The organism is Streptomyces wedmorensis, from assembly GCF_000716445.1.
In the GTDB taxonomy this organism is placed as follows: domain Bacteria; phylum Actinomycetota; class Actinomycetes; order Streptomycetales; family Streptomycetaceae; genus Streptomyces; species Streptomyces wedmorensis.
In genome coordinates, this window is sequence record NZ_JNWK01000069.1 from 1 (window position 1) to 18180 (window position 18180).

Below are 18180 nucleotides of genomic sequence, written 5' to 3' on the forward strand. Positions count from 1 at the left end.
TTGAGACGTCAGACACCTCGATCAACAGCACGGGGGCCTCGCTCGTTGCGCTTCACGGACCGTCACCCGATCGGTGGCCACATCGAAGAAGCTCAATGACTACAGTTACGATCCGGAGAGTATCTGGGAGGGCGCAGAGCTTCTCCTCAATCGCTGCGAGTATGTCACCGAGATCTTCGGGATCCTGTGGGCCGAGTTGTACAACGACGTCGAGGGCTGGAAGGGGCAGAGCGCTCACGCCTTCTCGGAAGCCTGTAAATCCGCCCAGGAAAAGGTGGAAGTCGTCAACGACTGGCTCATCAGCGCAGCGCGCCACCTCATGCTGATCGGCTTCGAGGTTCGTGACGACGACGATGCCATAGCCAGGATGTTCAACAAGTAGGCCACGGCGGATCCCTCACGGGTGGTCGGCGTTCGCCCGCGACAGAGCGGTTGTTCCACCATCGAGCGGGGGATCTCGACGGTGGAACAACCGCTTTTTCCGAGCCAGGGAGGTGGCCGGCTCGGGCCTCCGCGCGGAACGAGGGAATTCCGGCCGCGGGGCTCACTCAAAGGCACGGACATCTCAGGCCGACGGTTCACGGCGATACGACGAATCCGCCGCGTCCGTACGGCGGGGGTCATCGGGGCGCGGGGTGCACCCCGGACCGGTACTTGGGAATGCGAACGGTGACCTTCATGCCCGCGCCCACTCCCGTTTCGATGACCAGTCCGTGCTCGTCCCCGTACACCTGGCGGAGCCGGTCGTCGACGTTGCACAGACCGATGCCGCTCGACGGGCCTCCGTCGCCGTGAAGGATGCGGCGGAGGCGGTCGGGGTCCATGCCGATGCCGTTGTCCTCGATGACGACGCGCGCGAAGGAGCCCTCGTCCTCCGCGGTCAAGGCGATGTGGCTGCCTCTGGCAGAGCCCTCGAGACCGTGCTTGACGGCGTTCTCGACGAGTGGCTGGAGGCAGAGGAACGGCAGCGCCACGGGCAGCACTTCGGGAGCGATCTGCAGGGTCACCTCAAGACGTGTGCCGAACCTGGCGCGTTCCAGCTCCAGGTATTGCTCGATGGAGCGCAACTCTTCGGCCAGCGTGGTGAAGTCGCCGTGGCGCCGAAAGGAGTAGCGGGTGAATTCCGCGAACTCCAGCAGGAGTCCACGAGCGCGTTCCGGGTCGGTGCGGACGAAGGACGCGATCGCGGCGAGCGAGTTGTAGATGAAGTGGGGGGAGATCTGAGCCCGCAGAGCGCGGAGCTCTGCTTCGATGAGAGAGGTGCGGGCCCGGTCGAGCTCGGCGAGTTCGAGCTGTACGGAGACCCACCGGGCGACCTCTTCCGTGGCCCGGGCCAGGGCGTCGGACTTCTCGGGCCCGAAGGCGGCCAGGGTTCCGCGGAGGTCCTGGTCGACGCTGAGGGGCACGACCACGCCCGCGCGGACCGGGCAGTCCTCCTGGGCGCAGTCCACGGTGAAGACGCCGGCGCGGCCCGATCCGAGAACGTCCCGTGCGTGTTGCATGACCTCGTCGGTGTGGTGTTCGCCGGAGCCGCCCCAGGCGAGCACCCGGTCGGTGTCGGTGAGGAGCAGGGCGCTGCTGCCGAGCAGGGGTCGAAGCCTGCGCACGGCCTTGCGCGCGGTGTCGGGCGTGAGGCCCGCACGCAGCGGCGGCGCGGCGAGGGAGGCGGTGTGCAGAGTACGGAACGTGGCTTTCTCGACGCTGTCCCCGACGCCGCCCACGGCGACGCGGCGGCGGGCCAGGACCGCGCCGGCGAGGAGCCCGGCGGCGGCTCCGCACAGGACCAGCAGGACTGTGCCTGTGGGGGAGACAGCGAGGGCGAGGGTGTTCATGGGCCGGTCCTCCGTCGTCGGTGTCACGGGGCGGGCGACCCCGCGGTCGGATCCTCATCGGTGGTGAGGCGGCGCCCGCGCGCCGCGGGGCTGTGGTTCGCGGGCGGTTCCGGGAGGTGGAGGCGCGCCATGATGGCGTCGGTGTGGAGGGGCGCGCCGCGCCGGTCTGCCAGCGAAACGAGGATCATCGTGAGGAAGGCGAGTGGCACGGACCACACGGCCGGCCAGGCCGACAGGGTGCGCGGCCAGCCCGTGCCTACGCTTTCGGTCATCGTCAGGGCGACCGCGGTCAGCGCCGCTCCGCCGCCGGTGAGGAGCCCGGCGGACGCTCCGGCCGCGGTGAGTCCGCGCCACCAGATGCCGAGCACGAGCAGCGGGCAGAACGACGAGGCGGAGACCGCGAAGGCGAGGCCGACCGCTTTCGCCACCGGGATGCCGGGGACGAGCGTGTAGACGGCGAGGGGTACGGCGACGGCGATGAGGCTGGCGAGCCGGAAGTACCCGGTGCGCGGGGACGGCAGGACGTCCTGGCTGAGCACTCCCGCGACGGCCATGGTGAGTCCGGAGGCGGTGGAGAGGAAGGCGGCGCAGGCTCCGGCGGCGACGAGTGCGCCGAGCAGGTCGCCGGCCACGCCGCCGATGAGCCGCTCAGGCAGCAGGAGCACGACGGCATCGGTGTTTCCGGTGAGCAGCAGTTCGGGCGTGTAGATCCGGCCGAGGACCCCGTACAGCGGTGGGAGGAGGTAGAAGGCGCCGACGAGTCCGAGGACGACGACCGTGGTGCGTCGGGCGGCCCGGCCGTCGGGGCTCGTGTAGAAGCGCACGACGACATGCGGCAGGCCCATGGTGCCGAGGAAGGTGGCGAGGATCAGCCCGTACGTGGCGTACAGCGAGTGTCCCTTGTCCTCACGTGGGGAGGCGTCGCTCCCACGTGATCCGCGGGCGGGGGCCGTCGTGTCCTCGCTGCGTCCGGCCACGCGGGCCCGGACGGGGAAGTGCAGGGTCGTGCCGGTGTCGACGCGGTGGACGCCGGGCTGAAGGAGGAGGACGGAGGCCTGGTGGGCGCGTCCGTCGACGGTTCCATCGACGGTGACCCGCAGTTGTTCGTGAACCCTGACGCGGACGGTGTCGTCGACGCGGACCCGCGTGTGGTCGCGGAACGCCGGCGGCTCGTCGAGGGCGGTGCGGGCGCTCGGGTCACCCTGCCAGGCCAGGAGCAGGAAGAGAGCGGGCACCAGCAGCGCGGTGAGTTTGAGCCAGTACTGGAACGCCTGGACGAAGGTGATGCTGCGCATCCCGCCGGCGGCGACCGACAGGGCCACGACGATGGCGACGATCAGCGCGCCGGTCCACCCCGGCGCTCCGGTGACCAGCCCGAGGGTGAGTCCCGCGCCCTGGAGCTGCGGTACGAGGTAGAGCCAGCCGACCACCACCACGAGGATGCTCGTGATGCGGCGCACGACGGTCGACTCGAGCCGTGCCTCGGCGAAGTCGGGGAGGGTGTAGGCGCCGGAGCGGCGCAGCGGGGCGGCGACCAGGGCGAGGAGCACGAGGTAACCGGCGGTGTAGCCGACGGGTACCCAGAGCATGTCGACACCCTGGGAGAGGACCAGGCCCGCGATGCCGAGGAACGAGGCCGCGGAGAGGTACTCCCCGCTGATGGCGGCGGCATTGAGACGGGGCGGCACGCTCCGGGAGGCCACGTAGAAGTCGGAGGTGGTGCGGGATATCCGCAGTCCCAGGGCCCCGATGAGACCGGATGCCACGACCACGGAGGTGACCGCGACGACGCCGTAAGCCTGGTTCACCCGGCGGTTCCGGAGCCGTCGCGGGCGCGCGTTCCCGCGTCGTTGAATCGGCGCTCGGTGAGCTCGGCACGGCGTACGTACCAGCGGCCGAGCAGGACGAACAGCGGGTAGACGACCACGCCGAGTACGGCCCAGACCACTACTGGCCGACCGTCGCCACCGAGCTGGGGCACCGAGCGGAAGGCGAGGGGCAGGGGGCCTAGGAGGGCGGCGAGCAGTCCTACGACGGCGAGTCCTGTGCGCAGTTGGCCGTGGACGAGGGCGCGTACGGTCTCCGGGTCCCGCTCCGGCTCCCCGCCCGGCGGGATCGGCACCCGGGCGGGCCGGGCGGCAGGCCCGGGTCCGGTCGGGCGGCGCGTGACCACGGCGCGTGCGGGGGCTGGCTCCTCGGTCATCCGCGCCCCTCGCTGTGGTGACGATCGCATGTGCGAGGGAGTGTACGCACAGGGCCAGGCCCACGCCGGCCTCGATACATCATGGTACGTGCCCCCCGCTCCGTCGCGAGCCCGTGCTCTGCCCGTCCCTGGCCTGCCTGACGAGGAGATCGCGCAGTTCCCGGGCGTTGCGTCGGCTGATGGTGAGTACGTTCGCCCCCACACGAGCCGTCATGATGCCGGCGTCCAGGCGGAGTTCGTCGATGGAGGCGAGCGAGACGAGATGGCGGCGGTGGATCCGAACGAATCCCCTGGCCCGCCAGCGTTCCTCGAGCTGTGAGAGCGGAATCCGGATGAGATGGGTGGTGCCGTTGCGGGTGTGCAGACGGGCGTAGTCGCCCTGAGCCTCGGCGAAGGTGATCTCGGCGATCGGGAGGAAACGGGTGGATCCGGCGAGCTCGACGGCAACGCGGTCGGACGGGACGGGGGGACCGGTATCGGTGTCCTCCGGCGCGCTCCATCGGTCTGATGTGTCCGTGGCGGACGGGACGTGCCGGACCGCCGGAGCGGGCGGCCGGCGCTCGACCAGCTCGGTCACTCTGCGCAGGGCCTCGGCGAGCCGCTCCTTGCGCAGGGGCTTGAGGAGGTAGTCCACGGCGTGCAGTTCGAAGGCCTGTACCGCGAAGTCCTCGTGGGCCGTGACGAAGACGATGTGCGGAGGCGAGCTGAAACCCGCCAGGAGCCGGGCCACGTCCAGACCGCTCAGCCCCGGCATGCCGACATCGAGAAGGACGACGTCGATGCCCTCCTCGGACTCCGGGGCACAGTCCATGGCCTGGCCCAGGAGACGCAGCGCCTCGGTCGCCTCAAGGACGCCTGACGCGTGGCCCACCCGCGCGTCCGCGCGCAGCAGGTAGAGCAGCTCCTCCAGCGCCGGCTCCTCGTCGTCGACCGCCAGTACGCGCAGCATCGGCCAGCACCTTTCGCGATGTGGTTCACGTCGTCACCGGGGACGCCGACGGGCCCTCCCCGTCGGCCTCGCCGCCCCCGGACGGCCTCTTTCCCGCGGCGAGATCGGCCTCGTCGATCAAGGTGAGCAAGTTCGCCGCCTCCGAGAGATCGAGATAGTCGGCGGTGCACCGGTCGCAGGCCCGCAGATGCTCGGCCACCAGCCGGTCACCCTCCTCGGTCAGAGCGCCCAGCACGTAGGCCCCCAGGGACATCCGACCCATGTCTGTCCGCCACGCCTCACTTTCAGTCATCCGGATCCGGCGACCACCACTCGGGGATGAGCGGCACTCCCGACCACGGAACCGTACACGTGATGGTTCGGCCCGTTCCGCCCCGAACATCCGGACCACCTCGCGGTGTCATCACCCGTGAACCAGAACCGGCTCCTTCACGTGCCGCTCAGCACAGGGCCGGCAGACCGACACGCCGGCCGGCGAGGAGGGGACGATGAACGGAGGGCGACACGTCATGGGACCGCTCACCACGGTCGGCCGAGGCCAGGACCGACACAGCCCGGGGCGCCGCGCGCGTGGTCTCCTGCCGCCGGACGCGCGCCGGACCCATTTCTCGGGAGCCTGACCATGCCACACGAAACCGAGCACGCTGTCCCGCCGTTCCTGTCCCGGGTGGGTGTGCGCGTCCCCTGCACCCGGCACCCCTGGCTCTTCCACCCACCGGACGAGGGCTACGACGACCGGGGGCGTCGCGGCCGCCAGCGGTCCGAGGAGGCCGTGGCCCTGTGCCAGACCTGCCCGGTCATACAGGCGTGCCGTCAATGGGCGCGAGACCAGGGCGAGTACGGGATCTGGGGCGGCGAGACCGACGGGCAGCGCATGGCGGTCGGCAGCCGCTCACGGGTCCGGGGCGGCTGTCCGGAGTCCTGGGAGGCGGCGGCCCTGGACGCCGCCATGGTGGAGGAGCGGCCCGGGGGTGCGCGCAGGGTGCCCGTACGCGCGCAGAGCCCGGCCCTCACCCCGGTCGAGGAGCAGATCCTGGTGGCGCTGCACGAGGGCATCGACGCGGGCGCCCTCCACGACGAACTGGGGCGCAGCCACGCCGCCGTCACCAGGGCGCTGATGGGCCTGCAACGCAAGCTGGGTACAGGCATGGACGGACTCGTCGACGCGGCGCGGGACGCGGGACTGCTCCAGTCGCGCGTCGACGCGGCGCGGGACGAGGGATTGCTCCGGCCGCCGTACATACCGGCGGCCTGACGGTCCCGCTCTCCTCCGTATCGCGCGAAAGAACTGTGAAACCGCTGTGGTCCTTCCCTGGCTGATCCTCACGATCCTCGTCCTCGCCACCGTGACGGCGTGGCGCCTGCCGACGGTCGTCCGGCTCCGTGAGGCCCGGAGGCCCGCCCGACCGCCTGCCGTCCGCGGCTCGCGGCGGACGGGCCCCTGTTCCGCGCTGATCCTGTACGGCGAGGGGGGTGACGAGCTCGTCCACGCGCTGGCGGCCCGCGGCGTGCGGACGGTCCTGCGCTCGGCCGACCATCTCACCGTCGACATCCTGGGGAACGTCGCTTGCATCCGTGAGCAGGTCACCCAGCGCGATCTCGCCGACTTCGGGCTGGTCCACATCAGGGACCATCGCCTGCCCCCCGGCCTGCTCAGTACGATCAGCTGCTACCTGTCCGCCCATCGGCGCACTCTCGTCAATGGCGACAGCCTGGGCGGTGCGCGCTCGGGGCTCGCCGCGCCTTCGCGGCTCCATCAGTACGTGAAACTCGCCCTGTTCGGCGAGAACGTGCCCGATACGGCGCACCTGCCGGCTTCCCGGCTGAGTCCCTCGTTCGACATGCTCGCCGCCCGCTTCGGCACCCCTTTCGTACTCAAGCCCATGTACGCCTGCGCGGGCGAGCTCACCCGACTGATCGGCGAGGACGCGGAGCTGGCGGAGACCCTGCGGGACCGCCGCCACCGTGGGCTGTTGTTCCTCGCCCAGCGGTACGTTCCCAACAACGGGACGTTCCTGATCTGGGTCCTCGGCGCCGAGGTCCGCCTCGTCATCCACCGGTGCAGCACCGACGGGAGTCAGATCACCAGCCGGGCAGGGGCGTCCCACGCCACGCTGTTCGAGCCGGACGGCTTCGACGACGACGTCAAGCGGACGGCCGTGCGCTGTGCCGATCTGTTCGGTTACGACATCGCGGCCGTGACCGTCGTCCAGGACCGCGTCACACGCCTCTGGTACGTCCTGGGCGTGAACGGCAGTCCGGCCATCGGCGAGGGCCCGTTCAGCACCGAGGTCAGCCGCGTCTACGCGGACTTCGCGGCCCGCAGACTGCGGGCCGACGTGCCGTCCGTCACGCGGGAAGGCCGACAGGCATGACCGGTCCGGGCTGGGACCCGCTGCTCAGCCGGCTTCCTCTGGCCTGGTGGGAGACGGACGACGAGTTACGTGTCAAGCGGTACGGCGGAGGTGCGGCGGCACACGCGCTCGGCACGCATGAACAGGGCCCCTCGGCGCCGCCCGCACCGGAACGGCGCGAAGGCCCGCCGGCACGCGACACCGTCGCTCAGGCCCGCGCTCTCGCCGGGGAGACGGTGCGTTGGCGGGCACGCAGCGGCGGACGGCTCCTCGACGTGGTGGCCGGCCCCCGCCGGGCCCACGACGGGACACCGGACGACCCGGTGAACGGAGTACGGGCCGTCGCCGTCGACGTGTCGGCAGGCGCCGACGAGCGGGAGCGGTCCCTGGCCTTCAGCGCGTACTTCCCGGGCGCGGCGTTCATCCGGAGCGCGTCAGGTCGTTACCTCTGGGTCAACGCCGCCTATGCCCATCTGCACGGGACGGTGCCCGAAGAGCTGGTCGGGCGCACCCTGGACCAGGTGCTGCCGCCCCGGGACGTCGCCCCCGCGCGCCGCCTCGACGAGCAGGTCCTCGTGGGAGACCGCCCCATGCGGCACGTGCTGACGTTCGCCGGGGACCGCGGCGTGCCCGTGCGGGTGACGGGCCACCGCTTCCCGCTGGAGACCGCGGCCGGCCGGTGCGTCGGCGGCATCTACCTCGACGTGACCGGCCATATGCGGGCGCTGGACGAGAAGGAGGCCGCCGAAGAGGAGTTACGGGCCCTGCGCGACCGTACGGGAGCGGCCGCGGTGAGGTTCTCACCGGACGGGCGCATCGCCCGGGCGACGCCCGGCGCGGCCGAACTGCTCCACACCACGGTCGCCCGGCTGGAGGGCCGGCTCGTGCGCGAGTTCGTGAGCGCCTCCGAGGACGTGGAGCGGCTGCTGCCGAAATGGCGGGACCTGGTCAGCGGCCGCGCGCTGCGCTGCAGCGTACGTCTGGTGTGCCGTACCGGGCGGGGAGGCCGGCGGCTGGTGCGCGCCGACCTGGCCGTGCTCCGCGCGGGAGGCCGGCCGGCGGGAGTGCTGGCACTGCTGATCGCCCTGGGTGTGGAGCACATACGCACCGTCCAGTTGTCGCCCATTCAGGAGCAGGTGCTGCTGCGGCTGGCGCGGGGGCAGTCCAACACGCGTATCGCCCGGGATGTGGGGATGTCCCGGCAGGCGTTGGACTACCACCTGCGCCGGCTGCGGGACGAACTGGACGCCCCGTCGCGGCCGGCGATCGTGGCGCGCGGCTACGCCCTGGGGTTGCTCGACGGCACGGTCTGGCCGCCCGAACTCTCCTGCGAAGCAGGGTCCTTCGGCACCTGAGGCCCCCGGGTGCCCCGGCGAGCCCACGCCAGCGCGGCGGCGACGGTCGTCAGCAGGGCGCAGGTGGCGAGCGCCGCGTGGACGAGCAGGCTGTCGATGCGGCCGGCGCCGAGATAGGCACCGGTGGCCAGCGCCGCCAGGGCGCAGACACCGCGGTCGACGATGGACTCCACGGACAGCAGGGTCGCCCGGTACGGGGTGGCCGGGATGGCCCCGTTGATCAGCTGGCGCTGGACCGGGTAGCAGAATCCGGCCGCCGCGGCGAAGAGGCACAGCAGGACGGCGGTGACCGCTCCGTTCGCCCACGCGGCGGCCGCGAGGGCGCCCGCCATCACCACCGTCAGCGAGAAGACGGCCGCCGAGTCGCCCATGCGGCGCCGGACCAGGCCCGGTCGGGCGGCGGCGACCGCCTCGGCCAGGGTCATGGCCGACAGCACCAGACCGTGGTCGGCCACAGGGACGTCCTTGTCGATCAGCAGGGGCTGGAAGAGGTTGACCTGGCAGATGCGGGCGAGCGTGAAGACGGCGACGCCCTGGAGCATCAGGGGGCCGAGCGCGCGGCTGCCCGCGAAGACCCGGGCCGCGCCCCGCAGTACGGCGAACGGGCCTTCGCGGTTCACGGGATCCTTGCCACCCGGCGCCCCGGGGTGGGGCAGCGGCGGAAGAGCGAGGACGCAGACCAGGGACACGCCGGCGCTGAGCGCGGTGAGCCAGTACGGTGCGCTGGTCGCCACCGCGGAGACCAGGCCGACGAAGGGCCAGCAGACGATCTTCGCGGCGAGACCGAGCGCGCGTGCGGTGCCCTCGGCCTGCGCGTAGCGTTCCCGCGCCCCGTGGCCGTCGAGTGCCTCGTACAGGTAGGCGCTACCGGCGCCGGAGACCAGGGAACGGGCCGCGGCGAGCAGCAGGAAGTGGACCAGGAATCCCGTGTGGTCCGGGCGTACCGCCGGCAGGACGTTGGCCACGATCATGACCGCGGCGCCCAGCCGGAGGCAGCGGCGCGCCCCGACACGGTCGGCGACCAGGCCGGTGGGTACTTCCAGGAAGCAGAACGCCAGGTAGTAGAGGCTCTGGATGCGGAAGATCTCGGCGTCACCGAGTCCACTGCGGCGCTGGTAGTCGTAGAAGACCGGCATCCACCACAGCAGGTTGAAACTCAGCTGGAAGGCGTTGTTGAGTCGGATGACCCGACGCGCGGCCGGGGGCAGGAGAGACTCCGTGGACATGAGCCCTCAGACCGCGTAAGGCCGTACCTGGACGACGCGGAGACGACCCTCCGGGTCCAGCAGCCATTCGATGTCCAGAGGGGTGGCGTACTCCGGCGGCCCGCCGAAATGACCCTGCAGCAGCCTGCCCGCGAAGGCGAGCTGCGCCAGGCGCTCCCTGGCCGGCGTGGGGAGGTCCTCGGCGGCGTCGCCGAGGCTGAGGGTGCGACCGCCGCCCTCGACGGTGTTGAAGAGGTACTGGATGGGCGGCGCGGCTCCCGCCACGACGGCTTCGGCGGATCCGGCCGCGCAGTTCACGCTCACGGTGCGGAAGTCGTCCCGGCGGGTCGGGTCGCAGGTGACCATCACGCCCCCGTAGGCGGCAGTCTGACGGCGCTGCACGATGACGCCCATGTAGGTGTCCTCCAGCGGGATGCCGGCCTGGTGGCGCAGCCGCACCGCACGGGCGGTGAAGAGCGAGGCCCAGACCTGCTTGACGGCCGCGGCCAGGTGGCGTGGACCGGTGACGTGGGCGACCGATTCGTAGAGTCCGGCGGCGGAGAATCCAGGGAGATCCTCTGCGTTGGAGGACGAGCGGACGACGAGTGACCCGGCGTCGGGGACATGGCGGACGAGCTGGGCCATGACCTCGTCGAGAACGCGGTCGGGCAGCGCGGTCGCACGCACCAGGTCCTGCAGCTCGGCGCACAGGGCGTCCGTCTCGTCCTCGGAGCCGAGCTTGAGCGCCATCTTGAGCATGCCGATGCGCTGCTGGACTGCCGGGGCCGCGGCGAGGAACTCCTGCTGGACGGCGAAGGGGATGGCGATGCCCTCCGGCACCGAGAGGGTGTCGCGCAGGAACAGTGCCGCGTGTTCCGCCAGTTGACCGGCGGTGGCGTCGCGGGGCGCGTCGAGCCGCTCGGCCAGCCTGCCCAGCAGGTCGGGTCGCGGGGGACGGGGGACGGCGTAGAAGCCGCTGAGGTCGGGGGATCCACAGCGCAGGACGTGAAGCAGTTCGCCGAGATTGGCCGCCTTGGTGCCGTAGGCGTGCCTGTCGTCGGCGAGCAGACCGGACAGCGGAAGGACGGGCAGCGATTCCGTGCGCGGTGTGCCGACGGCGACGGTCCTGACGCGCCGCTCCGGGTGGGTGAGGGCGTCGAGGCCGACGGGCTTCTCGGCCGGTTCCAGGACGATGCCGTCGGCGGTCACGGCATAACGGACCCAGGTGCCGTCGAGATCGCCGTCGACGGGGGAGAGGTGGGCGGTGAGCTCGCGGACGACCGCGTTGGGGATGCCCCAACCCGCCGCCAGCACGTTGGTGTGGGACAGCGGCGTGGTCGGGCGGGTGCTGATGAGGCCGGCGACCCGGGGAATGTCGTCGGGGACGACCGGCAGGGCGAGGATGTCGTACCAGGCGATGTCGCCCCGCTCCTGGGCCAGGCGGTAGTCCTCGGCATGCACGAAATGGCGCAGCCTGCCGTGGGCCTCGCCGGGGTTGAGGGCCGTGAACTCGGCGGTGCCGTACAGCTCGTGGGCGGCGATGCACGGCAGCCGCTGCCCCTCGGGCATTTCGTCGACGGCGGCTTCCTGGATGTGGTTGGCGGGCTTGAGGAGCAGGGGAAGCCTGGGATCGAGGCGGGCGCGTACGGTGCCGTGGAACTCGGCCAGGAGCGCGGCGCCCATGGTGTCGACCTCCACGGTCTCCAGGACCATGAACGGCTGCGACGTGTCGTCGTCACCGTCCGGTTGCAGGTGGTGAAGGGACAGCACGCCGAGCAGGAAGCGGCGGTCCGGGTCCTCGTACACGCTGTGGTTGAACGTGTCGATGCCGTTGTACAGCGTCTTCCTGTCCATGCCGAGAATCCGGTCGGCGATGTAGTGGGCATGGAAGGTGTGCTCGGCGTGGTCGAGGATGTGCCAGCCGTCGAGTTCGCGGTCCACCACCACCTTGACGTAGGGCTGTCCGGCGAGGGTGCCGGCCAGTTCGGCGAACAGGTCGAGGTCCAGCAGGCCTTCGCCGTCGACGCCTTGGCGCGGTACGGGCGGCAGGGCCGCGGGCAGCGCCTTGACGATGCGCCGGCAGTCCTCGACGACGGTGCTCGCGTCCGGGCCGTTGACGAAGCAGACGGCGGCGCGGGAGAGGCCGCCTTCCCCCGAGGCGTACGGGGTGACGGGAGTGCCGTTCGCGTGCGAGAGCTCCGGCACCAGCTGTATGACGCTGTCCGGGGAGAGGAGGGACCTCCAGTCGACGCGGGTGAAGTCCCACAGCACATCACGCCGCCAGGTGTTTCCGGCCTCGTCGACAGGGAGCACGACGAAGGAGGCGGCGGCGCCTCGTCCTTCGGTGAGCATGCGCGAGGGGTACTCGACGGGCCGGCGGAGCAGCTGACGGACGAGCATGCCGATCATGTCGAGCCCGTGGGCGTCCTCCGCCTGACGGGTGATCAGCACACCCCCGAAGCGTGCGGCGGTCTCGATCGCCCACATCTGCCCGTCCGCGCCGAGCTTGATCTCCGTGTGGGTGGCGCAGGTGTCCAGACCGAGTGCGTCGACGGCGATCCGGACGACGTCCTCGATCCGGTGCTGCAGCTCCGCGGGCAGGGCGACCGGGGTGACGCTTCCCCGTTCGGTGAAGGGCGGCACGGTGGGCAGCCGCCCGCTGATGCACAGCGGGTGATGGACGCCGTCGGCGACGATGCCCTCGACGCTCACGTAGTCACCCCAGCCCGGCTCGGTGAACCAGCCCTCCGCGCTGCCCGTGACGAGCTCCTCCAGAAGGAAGTCGCCATGCGTGCCGGCGACATGGAGCTCGCCGTAGCCCTCGTTGGCCGTGGCACGCATCAGTGCGCTCGTGTCCCGCCAGGCCTGGACGGCCTCGTCGGGAGTGGTGACCGTGACCTGACCGGTGGAGCCGGCCCCCCAGGCGGACTTCAGCAGCAGCGGGGGGCGGAGGAAGCCGAAGGCCTCCTCGATGCCGTGCTCGTCGAGGACCGGCGCGAAGCCGGGCACCGGGACGCCGGCCCGCTGCCAGACGCGTCTCATCTCACGCTTGTCGCGCGCGGCCACGACGTTCGGTCCGGCCCCCGCGAGGCCCAGCGCCTCACAGGCCAGCGCCACGGCGACGACCGCGAACTCCGACAGGGTCAGCACGGCATCCGCCCCGACCTCACGTGCCCGCCGCTCGATGAGCTCGACGAGTTCCGGTCCGTCCCCGGCCGCGCCGGTGCGGGGCGACTCGACGACCGAGGCACACAGCGGCCGCCACAATCCCCGGCGCGCGCCGGGGAGCGGAGTGAGCGCGAGGACGTGTACCTCGGCATGGGCGGCCACCTTCGGCAGCGCGTACTCCAGCGGCGGACCGCCCACCCCGTGTACCAGCAGCACGCAGCTCATCGACAACTCCCATGTGTGAACAGGAAAAAGGAAAAGGAAGATGAATGCCCGAACGGGCCATGTGCCCAGCGAATCACGGCCGAGTCGCCGGTTCTCCTCTCGATGCCGGCCCTTCGTTGGGCAAACGCCAAACCGTCCGACGGAGCGCACGTCCGCTTCTGAACCTTCCTTTCCGCATCGCCGTGCCTGCCCGTGAAAACGCGGTGGGAGACCTCACGGGAGGCGAGGACGATGGCGAAGAAGCGCGGACGCCGGACACGCGGTACAGGCAAGCCGGCCACGCCGCGGCCACGCCGTCCAGCCGTCACCGACAAGCCCGCCGCGGCGCGTCCCCAGCTGCCGAGCCTCCTCGACGAGGAGGAAGGCCCGGCCGGCGGCTGGTCGCCTGCCGCGCCCGCACGGCGGGCAGTGTCACCGGCCCCCTCTCCCACGTCGGCGTTCGGCACCGAGGGCAGCACCGCCGAGCGACGGCGGCGTCGTACGGAGGACGATGTGACGGTGCTGGTCAACGAGCGGCGCCGAGTGGCGGGGCTGCCCCCGTTGCGCATCGACGAAAGACTGCGGCAGTCGTCCCGGGCGCACAGCGAGGACATGGCCGCGCGGGACTTCTTCTCGCACGAGGACCCCGCCGGAGTCAGCCCGGCGGACCGAATGAGCGCGGCGGGGTATCCGGCGCCGGCCGCCGAGAACATCGCGCGGGGACAGCCTGGTCCTGCGGCCGCGATGCGCGCCTGGATGAACAGCCCCGGTCACCGTCGCAACATCCTTCGCGTGGGCGTCACCACGATCGGTGTGGGGGTGCATTTCGGCCCGGGCGGCCCGTGGTGGACCCAGAACTTCGGCTACGAGCCCTGATCCCGGACCGCGCGGCCGGGGGCGCCGCACACGGTCGGAAGGCCCTCCGCGAGGGCGGCTGAGAACCGTGGACGCAGCGGGCCGGCCGGCGCCCTCAGCGCCGCAGCGTACGCGCGCTGGGGGCCGACCGGATGTCGCTGACCGTGGAGGTGGCTCGGCGCTGGGCCTCGCACAGTACGGGGTCAGCGCATTCGTGCGCGTCCAGCTCGAACCACACCTGTGAACCCACGCCGTCGGGGTCCCGACCCACGCCCCAGCGGGCGGCGCACATGTCGACGAGCTGGAGTCCGCGCCCTCCTTCGGCCTCCTCGTCGACTGTCCGGCGTACCGGCCCCGGGAGGTCGCCGCGCACGCCCCGGTCCAGGGCGGCGAAACGCAGCCCGCAGCGGTGGCCGCTGAGCCTGACGCGGACCGGCCCCATGGTGTGCACGAGGGCGTTGGCGACGATTTCGGTGGCGAGCAGACAGGCCGTGTCGACGAAGTCCGGTGAGCGGCGGCCGTACAGGGCCGTGCGTAAGGCCTCCCGCACGATGCGCACCATCCACAGCTGCTTGCCGAGCCGTAGATCGCATTCCCAGCTGTCCGGTTCCTCGCCACGGGGCTCGAGAATCGGCTCGCCCATGACGTCCTCCACTCCAAGAGCAGTAGTAATCTCCCCCTCTTGCACGGGGGGTGGGCGCGAGCCGTTCACCAAATACGACAAAGGCCGCTCCGGCCGACTGGGACGTCGTGTGCCGGAGCGGCCGCACCGCTGCGTCAGTCCTGCCGTCCGGATGGGGGGCAGGCGGCTCCGTGGGCGATCTCCAGCTCCACGTACGACTCCTCGGCCCTGCGGAACGCGATCTCCAGGGCGGCCGTGGCATGGGGACCCGCGAGGTGCTCGGCCGATTGGCGGACGTCGTACAGGAGGTCGGCCCACAGGCCCGCGGCACTCTTGATGTGCACCAGCAGCTCGCCCAGCTCGCGCTCGCTCTTCGGGAGGGCCCTCGGTACGTCGCTCAGCTCGCGGACCAGGTCGTCGAGGTCGGACATGGAACCCCCTTCCGAGAGCCGATGGGAACAAGCCTGCCGCCACGGTACGGCCTCGGTGCGACGCACTCCGGTGCCCGGCGGGGCGCAATCCGTGAAGGGCCGTGATCGCTCGCCGTGCGGTCCTCCCCGCACGACGAGCGGCGCGGCACCGGCCGCCTCGTCGAGTCGGACACCGTCGCCGGGAGACGAGATCGACGGACGGCGACGAGGCGGCCGGAAGAGGACTGCCCTCCGGGTGGGTGGCCCGGAGGGGTCAGCGGAACAGCTGGCCGCGCACCGCCCCGTCGGGGAACTCCGCGGTGTGGATGTTGGAGTAGTAGTCGAGAGGGTTCTGCCGGACGCGGTTGACGTCCTCGGGCTTCTGGCCCCCGAGGCGCCCGGAGACCGCGAAGATCCCGCCGGGGACCGGCTTGTCGAAGAGGTTGAAGACGACCTCGCCGTTGCTGCCGAACGGTCCCCGGTGGATGTGCCCCAGGCTGGGGCTCTGGATGTTGACCCAGGCCATCGAGAAATCGATGCTCGTGGCCTTGGGGCGCAGGAAGGTGACCGCGTAGCCGTCCGGGTCGCCGACCTTGGAGTCGTCGTTCTTGGGCACCTCCTGGGACCCGTTCGACAGGGCCCGCAGCTTGCCGCCCCGGATGATGTCCAGCGGGTTGACGGGACGCCCGAGCGGCTTCAGCTGGCCGCGTACCGCTCCACCGGGGAACTCGGCACTGTGCAGGTTCACGTAGAACCCCGTCGGCCGGGTCCGCAGACGCTCGGCGAGGACGGGGTCGACGACGGTCACCTGACCCGCCGCGGAGTCCACGGTGGACGGCATGGCGCTGCCGAAGAGCGGGACCGCGACCGGTCCGTTCTTTCCGGTGTCACCTTCGTGAATGTGACCGAGGCTCGGCACGAGCCCCTGCCAGGAAAGCGAGAACACCACGCGGTCACCCCTGACCTGGACCAGGGCGAGTGCCTTTCCGTCCGGGTCGGCCACGGCGGGCCCGCCCTGGACCGGCACCTCCTGCGCGCCGTCGAGGCGTGCGACGAGAGTCACGGCGCGCCCGGTCGAGGGCGTGGACCGAGCGAGGGGCGTGGTCACGGTTCCCGCGGCGGAACCCAGGCCGCCGTGGCCGCCGTGACTGCCGTGGCCGCTGCCCTCGGCGCTCGCGGGGACGGCAGCGCTCGTACCCAGCGCGAGCACGCATGCCGCCGTCGCGAGAAGTCGCTTCTTCATGTGAGTTGTCTCTCCTTCGGGTCCCTGCCGTCATCGGCGGTTCGTCGGAGAGAACGGATCACGACAGCGCGTGGTTCATCATCACATTTCATGAATTCCTTTGAACCACCGGACCACGGCCGCCCGTACCACCCGGTGACCGTTCATCGCCTGACCGAACGAAGGAAGAAACCCATGTCAGTCTCCAGGACGACCCTCACACTCGCGGTGCCCCTGATCTCCCTGAGCTTGTTCGCCCTGACGGCATGCGGCGGCGGAATCGGCGACGACTCGGCGGTATCGGGCCGGCCGAGCACGGCCGCCGGGCCCCCGCGAGATCCCGCACAGGCATCCTTGCCGCATTCCGTCCGCGTGGCCGATTCCACGCTCGGCCCGATCCTCGTCGACGGCACAGGGCGCACACTCTACGGCTTCACCAAGGACAGGCCCGGCGCCGGTAACTGCGACGCCGCCTGCATCGCCGTCTGGCCGGCGCTGACCGCACCTCGCGTCGAGGCCGGTACGGGCACGGACGCGCGGCTCCTCGGGAAGAACACACTCACCAGGGAAACGGCGCAGGCCACGTACGGCGACTGGCCGCTCTACTACTACGTGGGGGACACGGTGCCGGGCGACGTCACGGGCCAGGGGTTGGACGGTGAATGGTTCGTCATCGGCGCGGACGGCAAGCTGATCAAGCGGGGCGTGTGAACGACGGGCGGCGCCTGTGGCGCCGCCCGCTCTGCCGCCCCGGCCCGAAGGCTCCGGCCGGCCCGCCGGCACGCCGCCGCGGGCCGGGGCGGTGAACCCCCGGGGACGACCATCCGTAGGGATGAGCATGCCGACCTCCTCAGAACAGGGCCGAACGGCTCCCGTGACCTCCCACCCGCGCGCACCGCGGCGCCGCACGTCCCGCTCCAACCGACTTCTCGCCCTGGCCTCCTGCCTGATGGCGGCGGGTGGCCTCCTCACGCTTCCGACCGCCCCCGCCACGGCCCGGAACTCCCCCCACCGCCCGGTGGACGTGGCCGAGGCCCGCGCTCATGTCGAAGCGCTGGCGATCGGCGGCACGTCGTGGTCGGTGGACCCGGATTCCCACACGCTGGTGGTCGACGCCGACCAGAGCGTGACGGACGCCGAGTGGGCCGAACTCATCTCGGCCACCGCGAGGTACGGCGGTGCGGTCGAGGTGCAGCGGGTACGCGGCACCTTCACCAGGACGATCTCGGGCGGCAATGCCGTCTACGCCTCCTGGAAGCGCTGCTCCGTCGGCTTCAACGTGCGGAACGCGGCAGGCACCCACTACCTCCTGACCGCGGGACACTGCGCCAGGGGAACGACCAACTGGTACACGAACTCCGCCCGCTCCACCTGGATCGGTCCGGTGTCCGGCTACAGCTTCCCCGGCAACGACTACGCGCTGGTCCGCTACGCCAACACCGCGCTGTCGCACCCCGGCATGGTCGGCGCCGTCGACATCACCAGGGCGGGCAACGCGTACGTGGGCCAGTCCGTCACCAGACGAGGCAGCACCACCGGCAGCCGCAGCGGCAAGGTGACGGCCCTGAACGTCACCGTCAACTACGGTGACGGACTGGTCGTCTACGGGCTCGTCAAGACGAACATCTGCGTCGAGCCCGGAGACTCCGGTGGTCCACTCCACTCCGGCGGCACCGCGCTCGGGCTGACCTCGGGAGGCCGGGGTAACTGCACCACCGGAGGTGTGTCGTTCTTCCAGCCCGTGACCGAAGCGCTCAGCGCGTACCGCGTCAACGTGTACTAGTACTCCAGCAGCGCTTCT

Annotated in this window: 17 protein-coding genes; 7 read left to right on the top strand and 10 right to left on the bottom strand. The window is 71.3% G+C overall.

All coding sequences use genetic code 11. The annotated features are described in order from the left end of the window. Positions 1-73: 73 nt before the first annotated feature. Positions 74-382, top strand: a complete 309-nt coding sequence (locus tag OO54_RS35495) for a WXG100 family type VII secretion target (protein WP_033210962.1) — start codon at positions 74-76, stop codon at positions 380-382. A 238-nt stretch (positions 383-620) separates the two neighbouring features. Here OO54_RS35495 and OO54_RS35500 read toward each other — a convergent pair whose 3' ends face one another. The 5 genes from OO54_RS35500 to OO54_RS35520 form a co-directional block, all read right to left on the bottom strand. Next, positions 621-1832 (bottom strand): sensor histidine kinase, encoded by a 1212-nt coding sequence (locus tag OO54_RS35500; protein ID WP_033210965.1) that lies wholly within the window; start codon positions 1830-1832, stop codon positions 621-623. 23 nt (positions 1833-1855) lie between these two features. After that, positions 1856-3640 (bottom strand): sodium/solute symporter, encoded by a 1785-nt coding sequence (locus OO54_RS35505; protein WP_078905517.1) that lies wholly within the window; start codon positions 3638-3640, stop codon positions 1856-1858. Continuing rightward, complete coding sequence (locus tag OO54_RS35510; RefSeq protein WP_033210969.1) at positions 3637-4035, bottom strand: hypothetical protein; 399 nt, start codon at positions 4033-4035, stop codon at positions 3637-3639. The genes OO54_RS35505 and OO54_RS35510 overlap by 4 nt, the downstream gene beginning before the upstream one ends. 79 nt (positions 4036-4114) lie before the next feature. Beyond that, positions 4115-4984: a LytR/AlgR family response regulator transcription factor gene (locus OO54_RS35515; protein WP_033210971.1), complete on the bottom strand. Its 870-nt coding sequence runs from the start codon at positions 4982-4984 to the stop codon at positions 4115-4117. 25 nt (positions 4985-5009) lie between these two features. Beyond that, positions 5010-5237 (bottom strand): zf-HC2 domain-containing protein, encoded by a 228-nt coding sequence (locus OO54_RS35520; protein ID WP_078905525.1) that lies wholly within the window; start codon positions 5235-5237, stop codon positions 5010-5012. 369 nt (positions 5238-5606) lie between these two features. Here OO54_RS35520 and OO54_RS42715 point away from each other — a divergent pair, with 369 nt between their 5' ends. From OO54_RS42715 to OO54_RS42720, 3 genes are read left to right on the top strand one after another with little or no spacing between them, the layout of a single operon-like run. Further along, entirely contained in the window at positions 5607-6239 is a 633-nt protein-coding gene (locus OO54_RS42715) for a WhiB family transcriptional regulator (protein ID WP_051787582.1), read from the top strand. Between the two features lie 46 nt (positions 6240-6285). Next, a complete protein-coding gene (locus OO54_RS35530) occupies positions 6286-7359 on the top strand; it encodes an ATP-grasp domain-containing protein (protein ID WP_033210976.1) in 1074 nt (357 codons plus the stop codon). After that, entirely contained in the window at positions 7356-8693 is a 1338-nt protein-coding gene (locus tag OO54_RS42720) for a PAS domain-containing protein (protein WP_051787585.1), read from the top strand. Before OO54_RS35530 ends, OO54_RS42720 begins: the two co-directional genes overlap by 4 nt. Here the strand turns inward: OO54_RS42720 and OO54_RS35540 are convergent. Together OO54_RS35540 and OO54_RS44325 are read right to left on the bottom strand one after the other, a co-directional pair. Continuing rightward, entirely contained in the window at positions 8618-9919 is a 1302-nt protein-coding gene (locus tag OO54_RS35540) for an MFS transporter (RefSeq protein WP_033210979.1), read from the bottom strand. The genes OO54_RS42720 and OO54_RS35540 overlap by 76 nt on opposite strands. Before the next feature lie 6 nt (positions 9920-9925). Beyond that, the gene (locus tag OO54_RS44325; protein ID WP_234439601.1) at positions 9926-13282 is read right to left on the bottom strand and encodes a PEP/pyruvate-binding domain-containing protein; all 3357 of its coding nucleotides are present in this window, start codon (positions 13280-13282) and stop codon (positions 9926-9928) included. 240 nt (positions 13283-13522) lie between these two features. On the opposite strand from OO54_RS44325, the gene OO54_RS35550 reads away from it, so the two are divergent. Then, entirely contained in the window at positions 13523-14146 is a 624-nt protein-coding gene (locus tag OO54_RS35550) for a CAP domain-containing protein (RefSeq protein WP_078905519.1), read from the top strand. 94 nt (positions 14147-14240) lie between these two features. On the opposite strand, the gene OO54_RS42725 is transcribed toward OO54_RS35550, so the two are convergent. From OO54_RS42725 to OO54_RS35565, 3 genes are all read right to left on the bottom strand, one after another. Next, positions 14241-14768 carry an ATP-binding protein gene (locus OO54_RS42725; RefSeq protein ID WP_157856563.1) on the bottom strand — a complete coding sequence of 176 codons (528 nt, stop codon included), beginning with the start codon at positions 14766-14768 and terminating at the stop codon, positions 14241-14243. A 134-nt stretch (positions 14769-14902) separates the two neighbouring features. Continuing rightward, positions 14903-15178, bottom strand: a complete 276-nt coding sequence (locus OO54_RS35560) for a hypothetical protein (protein ID WP_033210986.1) — start codon at positions 15176-15178, stop codon at positions 14903-14905. 253 nt (positions 15179-15431) lie between these two features. Then, positions 15432-16400, bottom strand: coding sequence for a CHRD domain-containing protein (locus tag OO54_RS35565; RefSeq protein ID WP_033210991.1), 969 nt, complete (start codon positions 16398-16400; stop codon positions 15432-15434). A gap of 351 nt (positions 16401-16751) precedes the next feature. Here OO54_RS35565 and OO54_RS46550 point away from each other — a divergent pair, with 351 nt between their 5' ends. Together OO54_RS46550 and OO54_RS35575 are read left to right on the top strand one after the other, a co-directional pair. Then, positions 16752-17090: a COG4315 family predicted lipoprotein gene (locus tag OO54_RS46550; RefSeq protein ID WP_159391650.1), complete on the top strand. Its 339-nt coding sequence runs from the start codon at positions 16752-16754 to the stop codon at positions 17088-17090. Positions 17091-17217: 127 nt separating this feature from the next. Then, the gene (locus OO54_RS35575) at positions 17218-18162 is read left to right on the top strand and encodes a S1 family peptidase (protein ID WP_051787611.1); all 945 of its coding nucleotides are present in this window, start codon (positions 17218-17220) and stop codon (positions 18160-18162) included. Positions 18163-18180 lie beyond the last annotated feature (18 nt).